Annotated in this window: 15 protein-coding genes; 7 read left to right on the top strand and 8 right to left on the bottom strand. The window is 67.6% G+C overall.

Annotation, left to right across the window (positions count from 1 at the left end):
* A complete protein-coding gene (locus G6N35_RS05915) occupies positions 1–927 on the bottom strand; it encodes an ABC transporter substrate-binding protein (RefSeq protein WP_163803415.1) in 927 nt (308 codons plus the stop codon).
* A gap of 265 nt (positions 928–1,192) precedes the next feature.
* On the opposite strand from G6N35_RS05915, the gene G6N35_RS05910 reads away from it, so the two are divergent.
* The 6 genes from G6N35_RS05910 (at position 1,193) to G6N35_RS05885 (ending at position 8,254) form a co-directional block, all read left to right on the top strand.
* Positions 1,193–1,771 carry an HdeD family acid-resistance protein gene (locus tag G6N35_RS05910; protein WP_163803414.1) on the top strand — a complete coding sequence of 193 codons (579 nt, stop codon included), beginning with the start codon at positions 1,193–1,195 and terminating at the stop codon, positions 1,769–1,771.
* A gap of 124 nt (positions 1,772–1,895) precedes the next feature.
* Positions 1,896–3,344, top strand: a complete 1,449-nt coding sequence (locus tag G6N35_RS05905) for a cytochrome ubiquinol oxidase subunit I (protein WP_163803413.1) — start codon at positions 1,896–1,898, stop codon at positions 3,342–3,344.
* Positions 3,345–3,357: 13 nt separating this feature from the next.
* Positions 3,358–4,401 (top strand): cytochrome d ubiquinol oxidase subunit II, encoded by a 1,044-nt coding sequence (gene cydB, locus G6N35_RS05900; RefSeq protein WP_163803412.1) that lies wholly within the window; start codon positions 3,358–3,360, stop codon positions 4,399–4,401.
* A 62-nt stretch (positions 4,402–4,463) separates the two neighbouring features.
* Positions 4,464–6,068 carry a thiol reductant ABC exporter subunit CydD gene (cydD, locus tag G6N35_RS05895; protein ID WP_163807490.1) on the top strand — a complete coding sequence of 535 codons (1,605 nt, stop codon included), beginning with the start codon at positions 4,464–4,466 and terminating at the stop codon, positions 6,066–6,068.
* Positions 6,055–7,710, top strand: coding sequence for a thiol reductant ABC exporter subunit CydC (cydC, locus tag G6N35_RS05890; RefSeq protein ID WP_163803411.1), 1,656 nt, complete (start codon positions 6,055–6,057; stop codon positions 7,708–7,710). The genes cydD and cydC overlap by 14 nt, the downstream gene beginning before the upstream one ends.
* 10 nt (positions 7,711–7,720) lie before the next feature.
* The gene (locus G6N35_RS05885; RefSeq protein ID WP_163803410.1) at positions 7,721–8,254 is read left to right on the top strand and encodes a DUF4190 domain-containing protein; all 534 of its coding nucleotides are present in this window, start codon (positions 7,721–7,723) and stop codon (positions 8,252–8,254) included.
* Here G6N35_RS05885 and G6N35_RS05880 read toward each other — a convergent pair.
* From G6N35_RS05880 to G6N35_RS05850, 7 genes are all read right to left on the bottom strand, one after another.
* Positions 8,226–9,656, bottom strand: coding sequence for an MprF family protein (locus G6N35_RS05880; RefSeq protein WP_163803409.1), 1,431 nt, complete (start codon positions 9,654–9,656; stop codon positions 8,226–8,228). The two genes, G6N35_RS05885 and G6N35_RS05880, sit on opposite strands and share 29 nt — an antisense overlap.
* Positions 9,657–9,712: 56 nt before the next feature.
* A complete protein-coding gene (locus tag G6N35_RS05875) occupies positions 9,713–10,579 on the bottom strand; it encodes an acyl-CoA thioesterase (protein ID WP_163803408.1) in 867 nt (288 codons plus the stop codon).
* Positions 10,580–10,594: 15 nt separating this feature from the next.
* The gene (pyk, locus tag G6N35_RS05870; RefSeq protein ID WP_163803407.1) at positions 10,595–12,013 is read right to left on the bottom strand and encodes a pyruvate kinase; all 1,419 of its coding nucleotides are present in this window, start codon (positions 12,011–12,013) and stop codon (positions 10,595–10,597) included.
* 68 nt (positions 12,014–12,081) lie between these two features.
* The gene (locus tag G6N35_RS05865) at positions 12,082–13,581 is read right to left on the bottom strand and encodes a glutamate synthase subunit beta (RefSeq protein WP_163803406.1); all 1,500 of its coding nucleotides are present in this window, start codon (positions 13,579–13,581) and stop codon (positions 12,082–12,084) included.
* Entirely contained in the window at positions 13,574–18,130 is a 4,557-nt protein-coding gene (gltB, locus tag G6N35_RS05860; protein ID WP_163803405.1) for a glutamate synthase large subunit, read from the bottom strand. Before gltB ends, G6N35_RS05865 begins: the two co-directional genes overlap by 8 nt.
* 176 nt (positions 18,131–18,306) lie before the next feature.
* Entirely contained in the window at positions 18,307–18,720 is a 414-nt protein-coding gene (locus G6N35_RS05855; protein ID WP_163807489.1) for a DUF2752 domain-containing protein, read from the bottom strand.
* Positions 18,710–19,114: an NINE protein gene (locus G6N35_RS05850; protein ID WP_163803404.1), complete on the bottom strand. Its 405-nt coding sequence runs from the start codon at positions 19,112–19,114 to the stop codon at positions 18,710–18,712. The genes G6N35_RS05855 and G6N35_RS05850 overlap by 11 nt, the downstream gene beginning before the upstream one ends.
* Before the next feature lie 70 nt (positions 19,115–19,184).
* Here G6N35_RS05850 and G6N35_RS05845 point away from each other — a divergent pair, with 70 nt between their 5' ends.
* The gene (locus tag G6N35_RS05845) at positions 19,185–19,955 is read left to right on the top strand and encodes a glycoside hydrolase family 16 protein (RefSeq protein WP_246224223.1); all 771 of its coding nucleotides are present in this window, start codon (positions 19,185–19,187) and stop codon (positions 19,953–19,955) included.

The following is a 19,955-nucleotide window of genomic DNA, read 5'->3' as shown; positions in this document are numbered from 1 at the left end:
TTAGGTGGTCCCGCCGTTGATGACCGGCTTGGTGACCATTCCGGCCTCGACACCCCAGTTACCGGCGATCTCCTTGTAGGCGCCGCTTTGGATCAGGTGCTCGAGGGCCTTCTGCAGCGACTGCGCCAGCGGTGAGCCCTTCTGCACGGGCCAGCCGTAGGGCGCCGAATCGAAGATCTCGCCGGCGGCTTCCAGCTTGCCCTTGCTCTGCTTGATCGCGTAGGCGGTCACCGGGGAGTCGGCCGACATCGCGTCCGCCTGGCCCAGAACCACCGCATTGGTGGCGGCGTCCTGTCCGTCGAACTTGAGGATCTCGATCGCCGGCTTGCCTTCGTCAGTGCACTTCTTGCTCTTGGCGGGCAGCTCGTCGGTCTCCTCGGTGGTGGTCGCCTGGACGGCCACCTTCTTGCCGCACGCGTTGTTCGGGTCGATCGGCGAGCCCGGACGCTGTGCCCACAGGATGCCGGCGTTGAAGTAGTCGACGAAGTCGACCGAGGCCTGGCGTTCCTTGGTGTCGGTGAACGACGACATGCCGACGTTGTAGGTGCCCTGCTGGATCGAGGGGATGATCTTGGCGAAGTCGGATTCGCGGTACTCGGCGGTCAGACCCAGCGTGGAGGCGATGGCGTTCATCAGGTCGACGTCGAAGCCGACGATCTTGCCGCTGGCGTCCTTGAACTCGTTGGGGGCGTAAGGAATGTTGACACCCACGATGAGCTTGCCGGACTTCTTGATGTCATCGGGCAGGGTGGCCGCGATGTCGTCGACCTTGTCGGCCTTGACCGCGGTCGACGACTCCGACGGACCTGCGCTGGGCTCGGACTTGCTGCTGCAGCCCGACAGTGCCAGGGAACCCGCCACCGCGACGATCCCGGCCACTCGCCACCAACGTCCGGTCCCACGCCGGTTTTGACATCCACTAAGCACGTTGACTCTTCTTTCTGCTTCGGGCCGCTTGACACCCTCACCCCGAGGACGCCGGTAACGGAACAGTAGGCCATGGTGTGCGTCGTACGGGGAAACTTAACCCTGTTGATACCCATGTGCTGTCCGAGGCGAGGATCGCTCTCCCCCGACGACCAAAAACCGCAGGTCGTGCTGTCTGCAACAAGTCGGAGGACTTAAGGCCTCAATCGGTTCACGGACGCCTCAAATACTTCAACCGGCCATCGGGCTATGTCACACTTCGGCCATGACAACGACATCTGCGCCACCCCTGCTGCCACACCTGTGGAAGTCGGTCCTGCTGTCCGGGATCCTGACGCTGGTTCTGGGCATCCTGGTCCTGGTCTGGCCGGGCATCTCGATCCTCGTCGCCGCGATCTTCTTCGGCGCCTACCTGTTGGTCACCGGTATCACCCAGGTGTTCCACGCGTTCACCCTGCACGTGTCGGCCGGCGGCCGCGCCCTGCTGTTCATCAGCGGCGCCGCAGCACTCGTCCTTGCCGTGCTGTGCTTCCGCAGCATCGCCAACTCGATCCTGCTGCTGGCCATCTGGATCGGTGTGGGCTTCATCTTCCGCGGTGTTGCCACGGCGGCCTCGGCGATCAGCGACCCCGACACCCCCGGCCGCGGCTGGGAGATCTTCGTCGGCGTGATCACGCTGCTGGCCGGCATCGTCGTGCTGGCTTCGCCGTTCCCGTCGCTGGCCACCCTGACGCTGGTCGTCGGTATCTGGCTGGTGGTCATCGGCGTCTTCGAGGTCGTGTCGTCCTTCGGGATTCGCAAAGCCGCCAAGAACCTTGGGGAGCGCGTCGCCCAAGCCCTCTAGGCCGCTTATGACCCTGGTCACCCAGGACAAAAGACCCTAGCGCCGAAGGCGCGGATCGCTACTACACTGTGTCGTAGATCGGCGATCCGCGTCTTCGGTCTTTTGTTGTGGGGAGACTTTTGCAATGGGTGCTCTTGATGTTTCACGGTGGCAGTTCGGCATTACGACCGTCTACCACTTCATTTTCGTGCCATTGACGATCGGGCTGGCTCCGCTGATCGCCATCATGCAGACCGTCTGGGTGGTCACCGACAACCCGGCCTGGTACCGGATGACCCGGTTCTTCGGCAAGGTCTTCCTGATCAACTTCGCCATCGGCGTGGCCACCGGCATCGTGCAGGAATTCCAGTTCGGGATGAACTGGAGCGAGTACTCCCGCTTCGTCGGCGACATCTTCGGTGCCCCACTGGCACTCGAGGGCCTGGTCGCCTTCTTCCTGGAGTCCACCTTCATCGGGCTGTGGATCTTCGGCTGGAACCGGATTCCGAAATGGCTGCACCTGACCTCGATCTGGTTGGTGGCCATCGCGGTCAACCTCTCGGCGTTCTTCATCATCACCGCCAACTCGTTCATGCAGCACCCCGTCGGAGCCACGTACAACCCGGCCACCCACCGCGCCGAGCTGCTGAGCATCACCGATCTGTTCACCAACAACACCGGGATCGCGGCGTTCTGGCATGCGGTGTCCGCGTCGTTCCTCACCGCGTCGACCTTCGTGGCGGCGGTCTGCGCCTGGTGGATGGTGCGGGCCAAGGGATCTCCCGACGCCGCGGCGCTGTTCCGGCCCGGCGCCAAACTCGGCGCGTGGATCGCCATCGTCGCCTCGTTCGCCCTGTTCTTCACCGGCGACATCCAGGGCAAGCTGATGTTCCACCAGCAGCCCATGAAGATGGCCGCTGCCGAGTCGCTATGCCACACCGAAACCGACCCCAACCTCTCGCTGCTGACCATCGGCACACACAACAACTGCGACAGCATCACCCGTGTCATCGAGGTGCCCTACGTATTGCCGTTCCTGGCCGAGGGCAAGTTCAGCGGAGTGACGCTGGAAGGCACCAAAGACCTTCAGCAGCAATACGAGCAGCGCTTCGGGCCGGGCTGGTACGTGCCCAACCTGTTCGTCACCTACTGGTCGTTCCGCGCGATGATCGGATTCATGGCGATCCCATTCCTGTTCGCCTTGAGCGTGCTGTGGCTGACCCGACGCGGCCGGGTCCCCGGCCAACGCTGGTTCTCCGGGTTCGCGCTGCTGACCATCCCCACCCCGTTCCTGGCGTCGATCTCCGGATGGGTGTTCACCGAGATGGGCCGACAGCCCTGGGTGGTCGCACCGAATCCTGATGGCGACCAACAGGTTCGGTTGACCGTCCAGCAGGGCGTCTCGCTGCACGGACCGGGGGTGGTGTGGGTGTCGCTGATCTCGTTCACCCTGATCTACGCCGTCCTCGCGGTCATCTGGTTCTACCTGATCCGGCGGTATGTGGTGGCCGGACCACAGGACCACGACTCCGAGCCGGCACCGCCGACGCCTCCTCGCGAGGACGAGGTGGCCCCCCTGTCTTTCGCCTACTGAGGAGGTGAGCATCATGGGTCTTCAAGAGTTCTGGTTCGGCATCGTGGCGGTGCTGTTCCTGGGGTTCTTCGTCCTGGAGGGCTTCGACTTCGGCGTCGGCATGCTGATGGAGTGGCTCGGCCGAGCGGGCAAGGGCGACATCGAATCTCACCGGCGCGCCGTGCTCAACACCATCGGACCGGTCTGGGACGGTAACGAAGTGTGGCTGATCACCGCGGGCGGCGCGATGTTCGCGGCGTTCCCGCACTGGTATGCCACCGTGTTCTCCAGCCTGTACCTGCCGCTGCTGGTGATCCTGCTGTCGATGATCGCCCGCATCGTGGCCATCGAATGGCGCGGCAAGATCGACGATCCGAAATGGCGGTCCTGGTGCGACATCGGCATCGCCGCAGGCTCGTGGCTGCCGGCCATCCTGTGGGGCGTCGCGTTCGCCGTGCTGGTCAGCGGACTGCCCGTGGGACCGGACAAGAACGTGGTCGGGTTGTCGTTCACCGACGTGGTGAATCCGTACACGTTGACCGGCGGTCTGGCCACCTGCGCGCTGTTCTTGTTCCACGGCGCAGTGTTCCTGGCGCTCAAGACCGGCGGCGCGGTCCGCCTCGACGCGGTCCGCCTGGCCCGCATGCTGAGCATCCCCGCCACGGTGCTGGTCGCCGGTTTCGGGCTGTGGACCCAACTGGCCCACGGCACCACCTGGACGTGGGCGCTGGTGGCGCTGGCCGTCGTCTCGCAGTTGGCGGCTGTGGCGGCCGTCGGTGCCGACCGGGAAGGCTGGGCGTTCCTGTCGACCACGCTGGTGGTCACCGCGGTGGTACTGCTGCTGTTCGGCTGCCTATACCCGAATCTGGTTCCCTCGACCCTGGACCCCGCCTACAGCGTGACCATCTACAACGGCTCCTCGAGTCCGTACACACTGAAGGTGATGACCTGGGCAGCACTGATATTCACTCCGATCGTCCTGCTGTACCAGGGCTGGACCTACTGGGTGTTCCGTAAGCGGATCTTCGCCGAGTCGATCCCGCCGTCGATCGGACTGTCGCTGAGGCGAGTGCCCTGACCCGTTCCGGGCAACGGCGATCGGGCCCGCTGGATCCACGGTTGTGGCGGGCCTCGCCTGCGGTGCGCCGGTTCCTGGTCGCCACCGTCGCCTGCGGCACGGTCATCACCGGATGCGCGATCGGCGCCGCGGTCATCCTCGGACACCTGGTGGCCGATGTCATCACCGACCCGGCCACCCGCAGTGTCGGCCACTGGCGTACCCAACTCGTTCTGTTGGTCGCGTTGTGGACGGTGCGCACCGCCGCCCAATGGCTCCAGGGCCGGCTCGGACAGCGGGGCGCCAGTGCGGTGATCGCCGACCTCAGCGGGCAGGTGCTCCGTGCGGTGACGAACCTTCCGCCGGCCCTCCGGCAGGCCCGGCGCGACGAGGCCGCCACCGTAGTGACCGCCGGGCTGGACAAGCTGCGCCCCTACTTCACCGCCTACCTGCCCGCGCTGTTCCTGGCCGCCATCCTGACCCCGGCCAGCATCGCCGTGATCGCCCTCAACGATCTGCAATCCGCCCTCATCGTGATGATCGCCCTGCCACTGATCCCGGTGTTCATGGTGCTGATCGGCCTGGCCACCGCCGAGCGGTCCGCGGCAGCACTGACGGCAATGAGCACCCTGCAATCCAGGCTGCTCGACCTGATCGCCGGCATCCCCACATTGCGTGCCCTCGGCAGGGCCGACGGGCCCGCCGACCGGATCGCCGCTCTGGGTGCCGCGCACCGCCGTTCGGCGCTGGCGACGTTGCGGATCGCCTTGCTGTCCGCATTGGTCCTCGAGCTGATCGCCACCCTGGGCGTCGCGCTGGTCGCGGTGAGCATCGGGCTGCGCTTGGTGTTCGGGGAGATGACGCTGGCAGCCGGTCTGACGGCGCTGCTGCTGGCACCTGATGTGTTCTGGCCGCTGCGCCGGGTCGGAGTCGAGTTCCATGCCGCCCAGGACGGAAAGACCGCGGCCGACCGGGCGTTCGCGCTGATCGAGGAATCCCCGGCGGCACTCGGCGGTGACCGCGCGGTGTCCGGTGCGGCGCTAGCGATCGAGTTCGACGACGTCTCGGTGGCCGGACGCGACGGCCTGGCACCGGCACGGCTGAACGGCCGCTGCGAGCCCGGACAAGTCACCGTGCTCACCGGGGCCAACGGTGCCGGAAAGAGCACCAGCTTGCAGATCATCGCCGGCCTGGTTGCACCGAGTTCGGGGCACGTCACCGTCGACGGGGTGGACGTCACCACCCTCGATCGCGAATCGTGGTGGTCGGAGCTGGTATGGCTGGCCCAGCGTCCGGTCATCATTGCGGGCAGTGTCGCCGCCAACCTGGCCCTCTTCGGAGAGCTCGATGACGTCGAATCAGCCTGCCACGCATCCGGTTTCGACGAGGTGGTCGCCGGATTGCGGGACGGCATGAACACCATGCTCGGCCGTGCCGGCACCGGCTTGTCGCTGGGGCAGCGCCAACGACTGGGATTGGCCCGGGCTCTCGGATCCCGCGCCCGCGTGCTACTGCTCGACGAGCCCACCGCTCATCTCGATCCGGCCACCGAGGCAGCCGCCTTGGCGGCCATTGCGGCCCGTGCCGCCGCGGGAGCAACGGTGATCATGGTGGCCCACCGTGACAGCGCAGTGGCCATCGCCGACCGCGTCATCGAAGTCCAGGCGGATGCCCATGCCAGGATCTGATGCAGTACGCGCAGCGCTGCCGCTGTTGCGGCCACGCCTGCCGCGGCTGCTGCTCGCCGTCACACTCGGAGCACTGTCGCTGGGCAGCGCCCTTGCGCTGGCGGCGGTTTCGGCCTGGTTGATCACCCGGGCCTGGCAGATGCCGCCGGTGCTCGACCTGTCAGTGGCGGTGGTCGCCGTGCGCACGTTCGGCATCTCCCGCGGCGTGCTCGGCTACTGCGAGCGACTGGCCTCCCACAACGCCGCACTGCGCGCCGCCGGCGAGGCCCGCAGCGAGATCTACCGCCGGCTCGCCTACGGCCCACCGGAGACCACCGCGCGCCTGCACGGTGGCGACCTGCTGACCCGGGTGGGTGCCGACGTCGACACGCTGGCCGACGTCCTGGTTCGCGCGTTCGTCCCGATCGGGGTTGCGGTGGTGCTGGGAATCGCGGCAACCACCCTCATCGCCCTCATCTCCCCTGCAGCTGCGGTGGTTCTGGCCGCCTGCCTGCTGATCGCCGGTGTCCTGGCCCCCTGGCTGGCCGCCCGCGCGGTGCGCGATCAGGAAGAGGTTGCCCGCCAACATCATTCCGCTCGCGACATCGCCGCCCTCACCGCACTCGACCACGCCGCCGAACTGCGCGTCGCCCGTCGCCTGCCCGCGGTGATCGCCGATGCCGATGCACGGCAACGACAATGGGGTGCCGCAATCGATCGGGCCGCAGCTCCCGCGGCACTGGCCGCAGCGGTACCGACCGCCGCCGTGGGTGTCAGCGTGGTCGGCGCCGTCGTCATCGGCATCACGCTGTCCGCGACCATCGCACCGCCCACCCTGGCGGTGCTCATGCTGCTGCCGCTGTCGGCGTTCGAGGCCACCGGCGCACTGCCCGGCGCCGCCGTCGCCCTCGCGCGGGCCCGCATCGCGGCCTCGCACATCCTCGACCTCGTCCCGGCCGATACACCCGCCGCCCCGACACCCACCGTCATCAGCACACCCGCTCTCACACCGCGACTGCAGGCCGTCGCGGCCAGGGCCGGCCATCCCGGAGGCCCCGCACCGTCCGCCGTTACCCTCGATCTGGAGCCGGGGTCCCGGCTCGCCGTCACCGGGCGCAGCGGGGCAGGCAAGACGGCGCTGCTAATGACCCTGGCCGGTCTGTTGCCACCGTTGGGCGGTGCGGTACGGATCAACGGCATGGCTACCGAGGCGCTCAGCGAGTCCCAATTGCGCAGTGCGGTCTGCTATTTCGCCGAAGACGCACACCTGTTCGCCACCACCGTCCGGGACAATCTGCTGGTCGCGCGTGGCGACTGCACCGACGAGGAACTGATCCACGCCCTCGATGTGGTGGGACTGGGAGATTGGCTGGCCGGCCTGCCCGACGGGTTGAACACCGTCCTGATCGGCGGCGCGTCGGCGGTGTCGGCAGGACAACGCCGGCGCCTGCTGCTGGCCCGGGTGCTGCTGTGCCCGGCGCCGATCGTGCTGCTCGACGAACCGACCGAACATCTCGACGCCGCCGACGCACACCGGGTGCTCTCGGCGCTGCTCGACCCGCGCGACGGTCTGCTGCCGGCCGCGCGCACCGTGGTCGTGGCCACCCACCAGCTCGACGGGGACATCACCTGTCCGCGACTATCGATCAGCAACGACGGGTAACGTGCACACCATGACTGAGCCCTCCAACACGCCTCAGCAGCCGGCCCCGCCGCCGTACCCGTATCCCTACCCGTATCCCCCGAGTCCCTATCAGGGCGGGTATCCGGGTGGGTATCCGCCGCCGCCTCCACAGCCGTACGCCGGCTACACCCCGCCGCCGGCGGGCCCCCGCAACGGGCTTGGGGTGGCCGCACTGGTGGTCGCGATCGTGGGGCTGGTGTCCTCGTTCACCGTCGCCGGTGGCGTGGTGCTCGGCATCGTGGCCGTCATCATCGGTTTCGCTGCGCGCGGCCGGGTCAAGCGCGGCGAGGCCGACAACGGTGGTATCGCGTTGGCCGGGGTGATCCTGGGATTCGTGGCCATCATCGTCGGCCTGATCTTCATCGTCGTCTACGTCAACGCCTTCAAGGACACCGGCATCGGCGACTACTTCGACTGCCTGAGCAAGGCCGGCCCCGACCAGACCGCTCAGCGGCTCTGCGAGAACCAATTCCGCCAGTCGGTGGAGAACCAGTTCAGTGTGACGCTGACGCCGACGCCATAGCCGCGGTCAGCAGCCGCCTGCGCGGCATGAACTCCAGCGAGAGCAGCACCCCCAGCAGCGGCAGCACCTGGCTGTAGGACAGCAGGACATAGCGCCGATCGCCGAGTGCGTGGAACTTGCGCAGATAGCGGTACAGCGACTCCAGGGCGATCAGGCCGTCGCCCAGGTGGATGGCGTAGTAGAAGAAGGTGCTCAACGACCCGCGGTCCTTGTCGTTGAAGATTTCGGGGAACGCGGCGAAGGCCAGTGAAAGCCGTTGTGCGCCAGCTTTCTTCATCGCGGTGATCATGTCGACCGACAGCCGCTCGTCGATGCCGTTGGGTGCACCGCGACGCCGCCACGGGACATCCAGGGTGACGTCACTGCCGCCGCCGGCCACCGCATAGCGGTGGAAACCCTGCACCTGCCCCGCACTGTCGCGGGCCACGATGAGCAGGATGCCCGGATAGCGGCCGGTGAGCGCACCGTCGAGGATCATCGAGAATCCCCGCTCGGTGCGCGCACCCTTGTGTGAGCACAGCAGGACGTCGGCCAACTCGGCCACCTGTCCGTCATCGAGCTCCTGCTCGGCCACGACCTCGGTGGTGATGCCACAGTTGCGGGTCCGCTGCACCGCCTGCCGGAGATTGCGGAACCGTCGACCGACCATGTCAAAGGTCGGCACGTCGATCACCACATCCCTGCCGATCGGCACCGGGCGCAGCGTCTGCCCGACCACGGCCGGGTCATTCCACAGGCCCAGCCGTCGCTCGCTGCAGCCCAGCACGACCACCCGCCAGCCGTGCGCATGGCACATCGCGGCGAAGTCGGCGACAAGCTCGGGATACCGCGTCGGGTCGCCGATCGGATCTCCGCTGACGACCGCGTAGCCCAGCCGGGTGCGGTAGGCGATGGCCGCCGAGCCGTCGGCGCTGAAGAAGTAGCTCTTGAGTGCCAGCATCGCGAACGGCGCCAGCGGATCACCGCTCGTCGCGTTCACCAGCGCCCAGATGCGGGGCAGCTCCTCGGGCTGCGGCCGCATCGAGGTCGGCCACATCAACAGCAGACCCGAGCCGGCGATCAGCACATTGCCCAGCCCGTCCGACCCCACGATGTGGGCCCCGAACCCGGCCAGCACGCTGAGTGCGGCAGCACCGGCATGGGCGGCCGTCACCGGCCTGCCCAGGAAGATGCCCCGCGCGATCAACGTGACCGCGGCGAAGACGGTCAACGACCAGGCCAGCCGCCCGTCGGCATGCCAGTTCGCGTGGTGATGGGAGCGCAGGACCAGGGTCATCAGCCAACTGGCGGCGATGAGCAGCGCCAGAGCCCCGACCCAGCGGGCGGCCGGAGAGTCGACGTGCACGACGACGCGCTCACGGGCGCGAAGCCGCGGCGCCACGTGGAGCGGCGGCTCGGTCATTGCACCTCCCCCAAGGTCAACACCGCTGGTGGGACACCTAGACAGTACGCCTGCGCTCAGGGATTACCCGGGAAGTGCTTGACGATGCCTTCCTGAACGACCGTGGCCACCACCTGGCCGTCCCGGGTGAAGAAGTGGCCGGTGCCGAGCCCGCGAGACTCGGCGGCCACCGGTGACTCCGTCGCGTAGAGCACCCAGTCGGTGAAGTCGACCTGCCGGTGGAACCACACCGAGTGGTTGATGGTGACGGCGAAGATCCGGTCCCAGCCCCAGGACAACCCGTGGGTGGTGATGATCGAGTCGAGCACGGTGGTGTCCGACGAATAGATCATCGCCGCGGTGTGCATCGTCGGGTCCGCGGGCATCGGGCCGTCGGCGGTGAGCCAGACCCGGTTGTGGGCCAGCTGACCGCCCTTGTCCCGCATGACCCATGCCGGGTCATTGGTGTAGCGCCACTGGATCGGGCGCAACGCGGTGACGAAGTGCGGCACCACCTCCTCGTACCCGACCAGGAGCTCGTCAATCGTCGGCAACGTGGCCGGGTCGGGTGTCTGCGGCATCGCGGTGTTGTGCTCGAGCCCGTGGCCGCCGGACAGGTACGACACCAGCGCGGTGGCCAGCAGTTTGCCGTCCTGCATCGCGTCGACTCGCCGGTTGGCGAACCGGCGCTCGTCACGCAGCCGGGTGACGTGGAACTCGATATCGGCCGCGGGGTCCCCGCCGGCGATGAAGTGCACCGACAAGGCGCTCGGCGGCAGCTGGTGATCGAGAGTTCGGGTAGCCGCGACGAAAGCCTGCGCCATCAGCTGTCCACCGAAGGTGCGCACCGGGTTCTTGCGAGGGTGGGCACCGGCGAAGACGTCGTCACCGATCGAGGAGAGATCGAGGATGGCCAGCAGGTCGGTGAGGTCCGCATTGGCCACGTGTCGATATCTCCTCTAGTGGTCGTCCTCCCCGATGCGGTGGACGTGGATCAAGTTCGTCGAGCCTACTGTGCCCGGCGGCGCACCCGCGACGATGACAACCAGATCGCCGCGCTTGTAGCGGCCCAGCTCCAGCAGCGAATGGTCGACCTGACGGATCATGTCGTCGGTGGTCTTCATGTGCGGAACGATGAAGGTTTCGGTGCCCCAGGTCAGGGCCAACTGGCTGCGCACCTCCGGCAGCGCGGTGAACGCCAGCAGCGGCAGCGGGGTGTGCAGCCGGGCGAGCCGGCGCACCGTGTCACCGGACTGGGTGAAGGCGACCAGCGCCTTGGCGTCCAGCCGCTCACCGATGTCGCGGGCCGCATACGAGATCACCCCACGCTTGGTGCGCGGCACGTGCGTCAGCGGGGGTGCCGCGGTCGAGTTCTCCTCCACCGCCGAGATGATCCGGGCCATCGTGCGCACCGCGTCGAGCGGGAACTTGCCGACCGAGGTCTCCCCGGACAGCATCACCGCGTCGGCACCGTCGAGCACCGCGTTGGCCACGTCGGAAGCCTCGGCGCGCGTCGGCCGGGAGTTCTCGATCATCGACTCGAGCATCTGGGTGGCCACGATCACCGGCTTGGCGTTCTCGCGGGCCATCTGGATGGCCCGCTTCTGCACCAGCGGCACCTCTTCGAGGGGAAGCTCCACACCCAGATCACCGCGGGCCACCATCACCGCGTCGAAGGCGAGCACGATCGCCTCGAGGTTGTCGATGGCCTCGGGCTTCTCCAGCTTGGCGATGACGGGCACCCGCCGGCCCACCCGGTCCATGACCTCGTGCACCAGTTCGGCGTCCGACGGCGAACGCACGAACGACAGCGCCACCAGATCCACCCCGAGACGCAGCGCGAATTCCAGGTCCTGGATGTCCTTCTCCGACAGGGCGGGCACCGAGACGTTCATGCCCGGAAGGGACAGACCCTTGTTGTTGCTGACCGGGCCACCCTCGGTGACGGTGCACACCACGTCGTCACCGTCGATGTGCTCGACGACCAGTGCCACCTTGCCGTCGTCGATCAGCAGCCGGTCGCCGGGCTGGGCATCCTTGGCCAGTTCCTTGTAGGTGGTCGAGACCCGGTCGTGGGTGCCTTCGCAGTCCTCGACGGTGATCCGGACCGTCTCACCGTTGGCCCAGTAGGTGGGGCCGTCGACGAACCGGCCCAGCCGGATCTTGGGGCCCTGCAGGTCGGCCAGGATGCCCACCGCCCGGCCGGTGGCGTTCGATGCCTTGCGCACCCGGTTGTAGGCGGCCTCGTGGTCGGCGTAGTCGCCGTGGCTGAAGTTCAGCCGGGCGACATCCATGCCCACCTCGACGAGTGCTTTGACCGATTCGTCGGTGCTGGTGGCTGGGCCGAGGGTACAGACAATCTTGCCGCGTCTAGTCACGGCGCCTCAGCATAGTCGCCGTTCATGGGCATCTCGACCGATACAGAACGCCGTGCGATCTTGTTCACTCAGACGACCGCCAGCGGCAACTGATTCGGCCGTACCGGTTCAGGCAGATCCGACTCCCCCATCAGGTAGGTGTCCACCGCGTGCGCGGCGGCCCGCCCCTCGGCGATCGCCCACACCACCAGCGATGCGCCGCGGTGGGCGTCACCACAGACGAAGACCCCGGGAGCCGAAGTCTGCCAATCGGATCCGCACGAGATGGATCCGCGCTTGCTCAACTCGATACCGAGATCGTCGAGCAGTGGCATGTGTTCGACGCCTTCGAAGCCGATGGCCAACAGCGCCAGATCACAAGGGATTTGGAATGGCTGGCCCACCGGGGAGATGATCCGGCGGCCGTCGACCCGTTCGACCTTCACCTCGGCGATCTCCATGGCCCGCACGTGGCCTTCCTCGTCACCGACGAAACGCTGCACCGCCACCTGGTAGTGCACGGTGCCGCCTTCGGCGTGGGCCGGTGAGGTACGCAACACCATCGGCCAGGTCGGCCAGGGTGAGCGGTCGTCGTCGCGGACGTCGGGTGGTTGCGGGTTGTAGTCCAACTGGGTCACCGATACCGCACCCTGACGATGCGCGGTGCCCAGGCAGTCCGCCCCGGTGTCACCACCACCGATGATCACCACATGCTTACCCCGGGCGGTGACCTTCGACGGCCCGTCGCCCTCACATTCCCGATTCGCGCGCACCAAGTGCTCCATCGCCAGGTGCACACCGCGCAGTTGCCGCCCCTCGACGGTGTTGTCGCGACCCCGCAGCGCGCCGACGGCGAGTACCACGGCGTCGAACCGGCTCCGCAGCTCGTCGACGGAGACGTCCACCCCGACCTCGCAGTCGGTGACGAAACGCGTTCCCTCGGCGCGCATCTGGGACAGCCGCTGGTTGAGCGTGCCCTTCTCGAGCTTGTATTCGGGGATTCCGTACCGCAGCAGACCACCGAGCCGGTCGTCGCGCTCGTAGACGGTGACGTGGTGGCCGGCCCTGGTCAGCTGCTGGCCGGCGGCCAGGCCTGCCGGGCCGGAGCCCACGACGGCCACGTTCTTGCCGGTGCCGATGGCGGCGGGCTGGGCTTCGACCAGACCGAGGCGCCACGCGGTGTCGACGATGGTGTTCTCGATGCGCTTGATCGTGACGCTGCCGCCGGTCTGATCCTCGGCGATCGAGAGCACGCAGGCCGCCTCACACGGCGCCGGGCACAACCGACCGGTGAACTCCGGGAAGTTGTTGGTGGCGTGCAGGCGCTCGCTGGCCGCATCCCACCGACCCCGGCGCACCAGGTCGTTCCATTCCGGGATCAGGTTGCCCAGCGGGCAGCCCGCGGTTCCGGAGTGGCAGAACGGGATTCCACAATCCATACAGCGGCGGGCCTGCTGGGCCACCTCCGCGGCACGGTGTTGCGGGTCCTGGGACTCGTACACCTCGTTCCAGTCGCCGACGCGTTCGTCGACGGGCCGCTTGGCGGCTTCGATCTTCGGAACTCTCAGAAAGCCGGTCGGGTCAGCCACGGGTCGCCTCCATGATCGCGGTGTCCACGTCGCGTCCTTCCGCCTTGGCCATCCTGGTCGCCTCCAGCACCTTCTGGTAATCCGTCGGCATGATCTTGGTGAACTGCGAACTGCGCCTTGGCCAGTCGGCCAAGACCGAGCGGGCCAGCGTGCTGCCGGTGTAGCGGGCGTGGTGGGCCACCACATCGTGCAACCAGACCAGGTCGTCGGGCTCGGGCCGCTGCAGCTCGACCATCGCGGTGTTGACCTTCGCCGGGTTCAGCCCTAGGACGTAGGCGATACCACCGGACATCCCCGCCGCGAAGTTGCGCCCGGTCTGTCCCAGCACCACCACCCGACCACCGGTCATGTACTCGCAGGCGTGGTCGCCCACACCCTCGGTGACCGCCAGCGCACCGGAGTTGCGGGCCGCGAAGCGTTCGCCAACCCGGCCACGCAGGTACAACTCACCGGAGGTGGCGCCATAGAGCAAAGTGTTGCCGGCGATCACGTTGTCCTCGGGCAGGAACAGCACATCGTCCGGCGGGCGGACGATCACCCGGCCACCGGAAAGGCCCTTACCCACATAGTCGTTGGCGTCACCGATGAGTTCGAGCGTGATCCCCGGCGGCAGGAACGCGCCGATCGACTGACCGGCCGAACCGGTGAGCGTCACGTGGATGGTGTCGTCCGGCAGACCCTGGGCGCCGTAGCGACGGGTGACCTCGGAGCCCAGCAGGGTGCCGACGGTGCGGTTGACGTTGCGCACCGGCAGTTCCAGCCGCACCGGGTGGGCGTCTTCCAGAGCGCCTTCGGCCAGCGCGATCAGGGTGCGATCGAGAGCCTGGTCCAGGCCGTGGTCCTGATCGCGCACCCGGCGGCGCTGGGCGATCGGCTCGCCGCTGGCGTCGGTGGGAACCACGAAGATCGGGCTCAGGTCCAGACCCTGGCTCTTCCAGTGCGCCAGCGCGGCGTCGGTGTCGAGCACCTCGGCGTGGCCGACGGCCTCGTCGATGGTCCGGAAACCCAACTCGGCGAGCATCTTTCGGACGTCCTCGGCGATGAACCGGAAGAAGTTCTCGACGAACTCCGGCTTGCCGTTGAACCGCTCTCGCAACTCCGGATTCTGGGTGGCCACCCCGACCGGGCAGGTGTCGAGGTGGCAGACCCGCATCATGATGCACCCGGCGACCACCAGCGGGGCGGTGGAGAAACCGAATTCCTCGGCGCCGAGGAGCGCCGCGATCACCACGTCACGGGCGGTGCGCAGCCCGCCGTCACACTGCACGGTGATGCGGTCGCGAAGTCCGTTGAGCAGCAACGTCTGCTGGGTGTCGGCCAGGCCGATCTCCCACGGCGCACCGGCATGCTTGAGGCTGGTCAGCGGCGCCGCGCCGGTGCCGCCGTCATGCCCGGAGATCAGCACCACGTCGGCATGCGCCTTGGAAACCCCGGCCGCCACGGTGCCCACGCCCACCGAGCTGACCAGCTTGACGTGAATGCGGGCCTGGGAGTTGGCGTTCTTCAGATCGTGGATGAGCTGGGCGAGATCCTCGATGGAGTAGATGTCATGGTGCGGCGGCGGTGAAATGAGCCCGACGCCCGGCGTGGAATGCCGGGTCTTGGCGATGCTCGGGTACACCTTGAACCCGGGCAGCTGACCGCCCTCCCCCGGCTTGGCGCCCTGGGCCATCTTGATCTGGATGTCGGTGGCGTTGACCAAATAGTCGCTGGTGACCCCGAAACGCCCGGACGCCACCTGCTTGACCGCACTGCGCCGGCGCGGGTCATAGAGCCGGTCGACGTCTTCGCCGCCCTCGCCGCTGTTCGACCGCCCGCCCAGGTTGTTCATGGCCACGGCCATGGTCTCGTGGGCTTCCTTGGAGATCGAGCCGTAGCTCATGGCTCCGGTGTTGAACCGCGCGCAGATGGCATCCACGGATTCGACCTCGTGCAGCGGCACCGGGGTGCGCAGGTCGGCCTTGAACGTGAACAGGCCGCGCAGCGTGCCGCCTTCGCGGGATAACCGGTTGACCTCCTCGGAGTACTTGGCGAACACTTCGTGCCGGCCGGTGCGTGTCGAATGCTGGAGCAGGAACACCGTTTCGGGGGTGAACAGGTGCAGCTCGCCTTCGCGGCGGAACTGGTACTCGCCGCCGACCTCCAGGCGGCGGTGCACCCGCTCGGTGGGGTTCTCCGGGTAGGCCCGCCGGTGACGCAGCTTGACCTCCTCGGCGAGCACGTCGAGGCCGACGCCGCCGATCTGGCTGACCGTGCCGGTCAGGTACTCGTCGACGACCTCCTTGCTCAACCCGATCGCCTCGAAAGCCTGGGCGGCGGTGTAGGACCCGACGGTCGAGATGCCCATCTTGCTCATCACCTTGGTGACACCCTTGCCGAGCGCCTTGAGATAGTTGCGCACCGCGGTATGGGCTTCGATCCCGGTGAGCTCACCCTCGCGGATGAGGTCCTCGATGGATTCGAACGCCAGGTACGGGTTGACCGCCGCGGCGCCGTAGCCGATGAGCAGGGCGATGTGGTGCACCTCGCGGGCGTCGCCGCTCTCCACCACCAGACCGACCGTGGTGCGCTTCTTGGTACGCACCAGGTGGTGGTGGACGGCCGAAACCGCCAGCAACGACGGGATCGGGGCGCGGGTGTGATCGGAGTCGCGATCGGAGATCACCAGGGTTCGGGCACCCTTGGCGATCGCCTCAGTGGCGCGATGGCGGAGGTCCTCGATGGCGTCGGCCAGGCCTTCACCGCCACGTTCGACGTCGTAAAGCGACCGCAGCACAGCGGTTTTCAGGCCGGGGTGCTCGCCGTCGTCGTTGATGTGGACGATCCTGCTGAGTTCGTCGTTGTCGAGTACCGGCCAGTGCAGCAGGACCTGGCGGCACGAGGCGGCGGTCGGGTTGAGCAGGTTCTGTTCGGGGCCCATGACGCGGGACATCGAGGTGACGATCTCCTCGCGGATAGCGTCCAGAGGCGGGTTGGTGACCTGGGCGAACAACTCGACGAAGTAGTCGTAGAGCAGCTTGGAGCGTTGCGAGAGCACGGCGGGCGGGGTGTCGGTGCCCATCGAACCCAGCGGTTCCTGACCCGAGGCGGCCATCGGGGTGAGCAGGATCCGCAGGTCTTCCTCGGTGTAGCCGAACGCGATCTGGCGGCGCACAACCGATTCGTGGTTGGGCTGCACACGCACGCGCGCGGGCAGGCTCTTGAGGTCGAGCAGGCCGGCGTGCAGCCACTCGGCATACGGCTCGGCGGCGGCGAGCTCACCCTTGATCTCGTCGTCCGAGACGATCCGCCCGGCGGCGGTATCGATGAGGAACATCTTGCCGGGCTCCAGGCGGCCCTTGGCCACCACTTCGCCCGACGGGATGTCCAGCACACCGCTCTCGCTGGCCAGGATCACCCGGTCGTCGATGGTGCGCCACCAGCGTCCCGGCCGTAAACCGTTGCGGTCCAGGACAGCACCGACGACGGTGCCGTCGGTGAAGGTCACGCAGGCCGGGCCGTCCCACGGCTCCATCAAGGAGGCGTGGTACTGGCAGAACGCCCGCCGCGCCGGGTCCATGGTGGTGTTGTTCTCCCAGGCCTCCGGGATCATCATCATCACCGCGTGCGGCAGGCTGCGGCCACCGAGGTGCAGCAGTTCGAGCACCTGGTCGAAGGAGGCCGAGTCGGAGGCCTCGGGGGTGCAGATCGGCGACAGCCGGGACAGGTCGCCCTGGATGGCGGAGCTGGCCAGCATGGCCTCACGGGCGTGCATCCGGTTGCGGTTGCCGCGGACGGTGTTGATCTCACCGTTGTGCGCGACGAAGCGGAACGGGTGCGCCAGCGGCCAGGACGGGAAGGTGTTGGTCGAGAAGCGGCTGTGCACGATCGCGATGGCACTGGTGCAGCGCTCGTCACGCAGGTCCGGGAAATATTTGGGCAGCTGCATCGTGGTGAGCATGCCCTTGTAGGCCAAGGTGCGGCTGGACAGCGACGGGAAGTAGACGTCCTGCTGCTCAGCGCGCTTGCGGGCCGGGTACACCAGGCGGTCGAGGTCGATACCGGCCGGACGTCCCCCGTTGCGCTCGGGAGCAGCCACGAACAGCATCGACATGAAGGGCATACAGCCCAGCGCGGTCGCGCCGACTTCGGCGCCGTCGGGATCGACCGGGACCGCGCGCCAGCCCAGGACCTCCAGGCCCTCGTCACGCACGATCTCTTCGACCCGGTCGGCGGCCGCCTGCCGGTACTCGAGGTCCTGCGGCAGGAAGCAGATGCCGGCGGCGAAGGTGTTGGCGCCGCCGGTGCCGGGCTCGGGTAGTGCGAAGTCCACCACGCCGCGCAGCAGTTCGACGGGCAATTGCAGCAGGATGCCCGCACCGTCACCGCTGTTGGGCTCGGCGCCCGCAGCGCCGCGGTGTTCGAGGTGCTCGAGCGCGACCAGGCCGTCGTGCACGATGGCGTGGGAACGTCGACCCTGGATATCAGCGACCATGGCGACACCACACGAGTCGGACTCGTGCTGTGGGTCGTAGAGTCCCTGCGCTTCCGGAAGTGCCGAGTACAGCATCTTCACGCTCCTCCGCGGTCGATCATGCGGAGCGTGAAAGCTATTGTGCGCCAATGGCACTGGGACTTTCGGCGGTACCGCAGTCTGACGTGTGACGTCCGGGACTGCACCGGCCCGATGAATCGGCACGGCGAACTTCCGTACCGACGGTTCAGTGTATCAGCGCGGCGCGGCGGCTACTGACTGAGAAGCGTGGGGACCAGCGGAAAGCCGGGCAGGTTGCGGGTGATGGTCCAGGCGATCGCGGCGACGACGATGACGACGACCGCCGGCACAGTGAACACCCGCTGGTGGCGCTTGAGCCGCCAGAGCACCCAGAGCGCCAGCGCGGGCAAGCCGACCAGCAGGAAGACGTTGTCGACGACGGCGGCGGCAACGTCGCCGTGCAGCAGGTCGTGGGTCATCCGCAGACCGCCGCAGGCCGGGCAGTTCCAGCCGGTGAGCAGCTTGAACGGGCACGGCAGGAAGACGAATCCGGGTCTGTGCGGATCGCCCAGGCCGACGTAGGTCAGCGCCCCCGCGGCCAGCACGCCCGTGCCGAGCGTGGTGTAGAGCCGGGTGCTGTGGCGGGATGCGGCGCTAGGTTCCATCACGCAGCGGGCGGCCCTGCGGGTCGCGCACCTTGTCGGTGAGGATGAGCACCGCGTCCACGATGCCCCAGACGATGGCACCGATACCGCAGGTGATCAGACCGACGACCAGCTGGGCGACACCGAGGCCGGTGTAGCCGAGGTAGATCCGGCCGATGCCGACGAGGCCGACCAGACCCAGCAGCTGGAGCAAGCCCGCGACCACCTTGGACTTGTCCGACAGGGGCTCGCCGGTCAGCGGATGACGGCCGTAGGGCGCCGAGGGGTCCTGATACGCGCCGCCCGGGTACTGCATGGGCGGCGGGTACTGCCCCAGCGGCGGGTAGTTGGGGGGCGGTGGGTAGTTGGGCGGCGGCGTGCTGCCTTCGGTGCCTCCGAACTGCGGCTCGGTCATGTGTCCAGCATGCCAGACACGGCCGGTGGCTAGTGTGACTTGGGGGCGTGCGAATGGTCAGGAGGACATCGTGGGGCGCTGGCGACTGGCGGTGGCCGGTCTTCTGGTCGCCGCGATGACGGTGTCGTCGGCTCCGCTGGCCCACGCCGACGCGGTGGTCGACGACTTCGAAGGCCCGGCCGGGGCGCCGCCCAACCCCGCCCTGTGGACGGTGGTCGAAGGCAGTGGATGGGATGCGGGCGTCGAAGAGTACGTAGCTCCCAACGCGGTGCTCGACGGGCAGGGAAATCTGGCCATCACGGCGAGGCGCGACGGTTCCGGATTCACCTCGGGGCGGGTGCAGACCAAGAACAAGGCGAGCTTCGGGTATGGGACGCTGGTGGCCCGGATCAAGATGCCGTCGGGGCAGGGACTATGGCCGGCTTTCTGGTTGGTCGGCGCGGACGAGGACAACAATCCGTGGCCGGGAGCGGGCGAGATCGATGTCGTGGAGATGGTGTCTGATGCGCGGACTCACTACTCCTCGTTGCACGGCCCGACGCCGGGGACCGGGGATCACTTGCAGGCCCAGATCGTCGGCGACGGCCCCGATCTCAGCGACGGCTTCCACAACTACTGGATGACCCACATCAAGGACTCGATCACCGTAGGTGTCGATGACACGAAATGGGGCACCCTGACGCCGGATTCGCTTCCACCGCAGGCAGACTGGGTGTTCCACAAACCGTTCTACGTCATCATGAATCTGGCTGTCGGCGGCGACTGGGCCGGACCGCCAGATCGTTCGACACCGTTGCCTGCGGTCATGCTCGTCGACTGGGTGAAGTGGCAGCCCGCCTGA

The organism is Mycolicibacterium anyangense (assembly GCF_010731855.1).
Lineage (GTDB): Bacteria > Actinomycetota > Actinomycetes > Mycobacteriales > Mycobacteriaceae > Mycobacterium > Mycobacterium anyangense.
Note: the sequence above shows the minus strand (reverse complement) of the source record. Positions and strands in the feature narration are given on the sequence as shown.

Coding starts and splice junctions, on each gene's coding strand:
- G6N35_RS05905 (WP_163803413.1), top strand. CDS start 1,896: ATGGGTGCTCTTGATGTTTCACGGTGGCAGTTCGGCATTACGACCGTC.
- gltB (WP_163803405.1), bottom strand. CDS start 18,130: ATGCTGTACTCGGCACTTCCGGAAGCGCAGGGACTCTACGACCCACAG.
- G6N35_RS05885 (WP_163803410.1), top strand. CDS start 7,721: ATGACTGAGCCCTCCAACACGCCTCAGCAGCCGGCCCCGCCGCCGTAC.
- G6N35_RS05880 (WP_163803409.1), bottom strand. CDS start 9,656: ATGACCGAGCCGCCGCTCCACGTGGCGCCGCGGCTTCGCGCCCGTGAG.
- cydB (WP_163803412.1), top strand. CDS start 3,358: ATGGGTCTTCAAGAGTTCTGGTTCGGCATCGTGGCGGTGCTGTTCCTG.
- G6N35_RS05910 (WP_163803414.1), top strand. CDS start 1,193: ATGACAACGACATCTGCGCCACCCCTGCTGCCACACCTGTGGAAGTCG.
- cydC (WP_163803411.1), top strand. CDS start 6,055: ATGCCAGGATCTGATGCAGTACGCGCAGCGCTGCCGCTGTTGCGGCCA.
- G6N35_RS05855 (WP_163807489.1), bottom strand. CDS start 18,720: ATGGAACCTAGCGCCGCATCCCGCCACAGCACCCGGCTCTACACCACG.
- G6N35_RS05850 (WP_163803404.1), bottom strand. CDS start 19,114: ATGACCGAGCCGCAGTTCGGAGGCACCGAAGGCAGCACGCCGCCGCCC.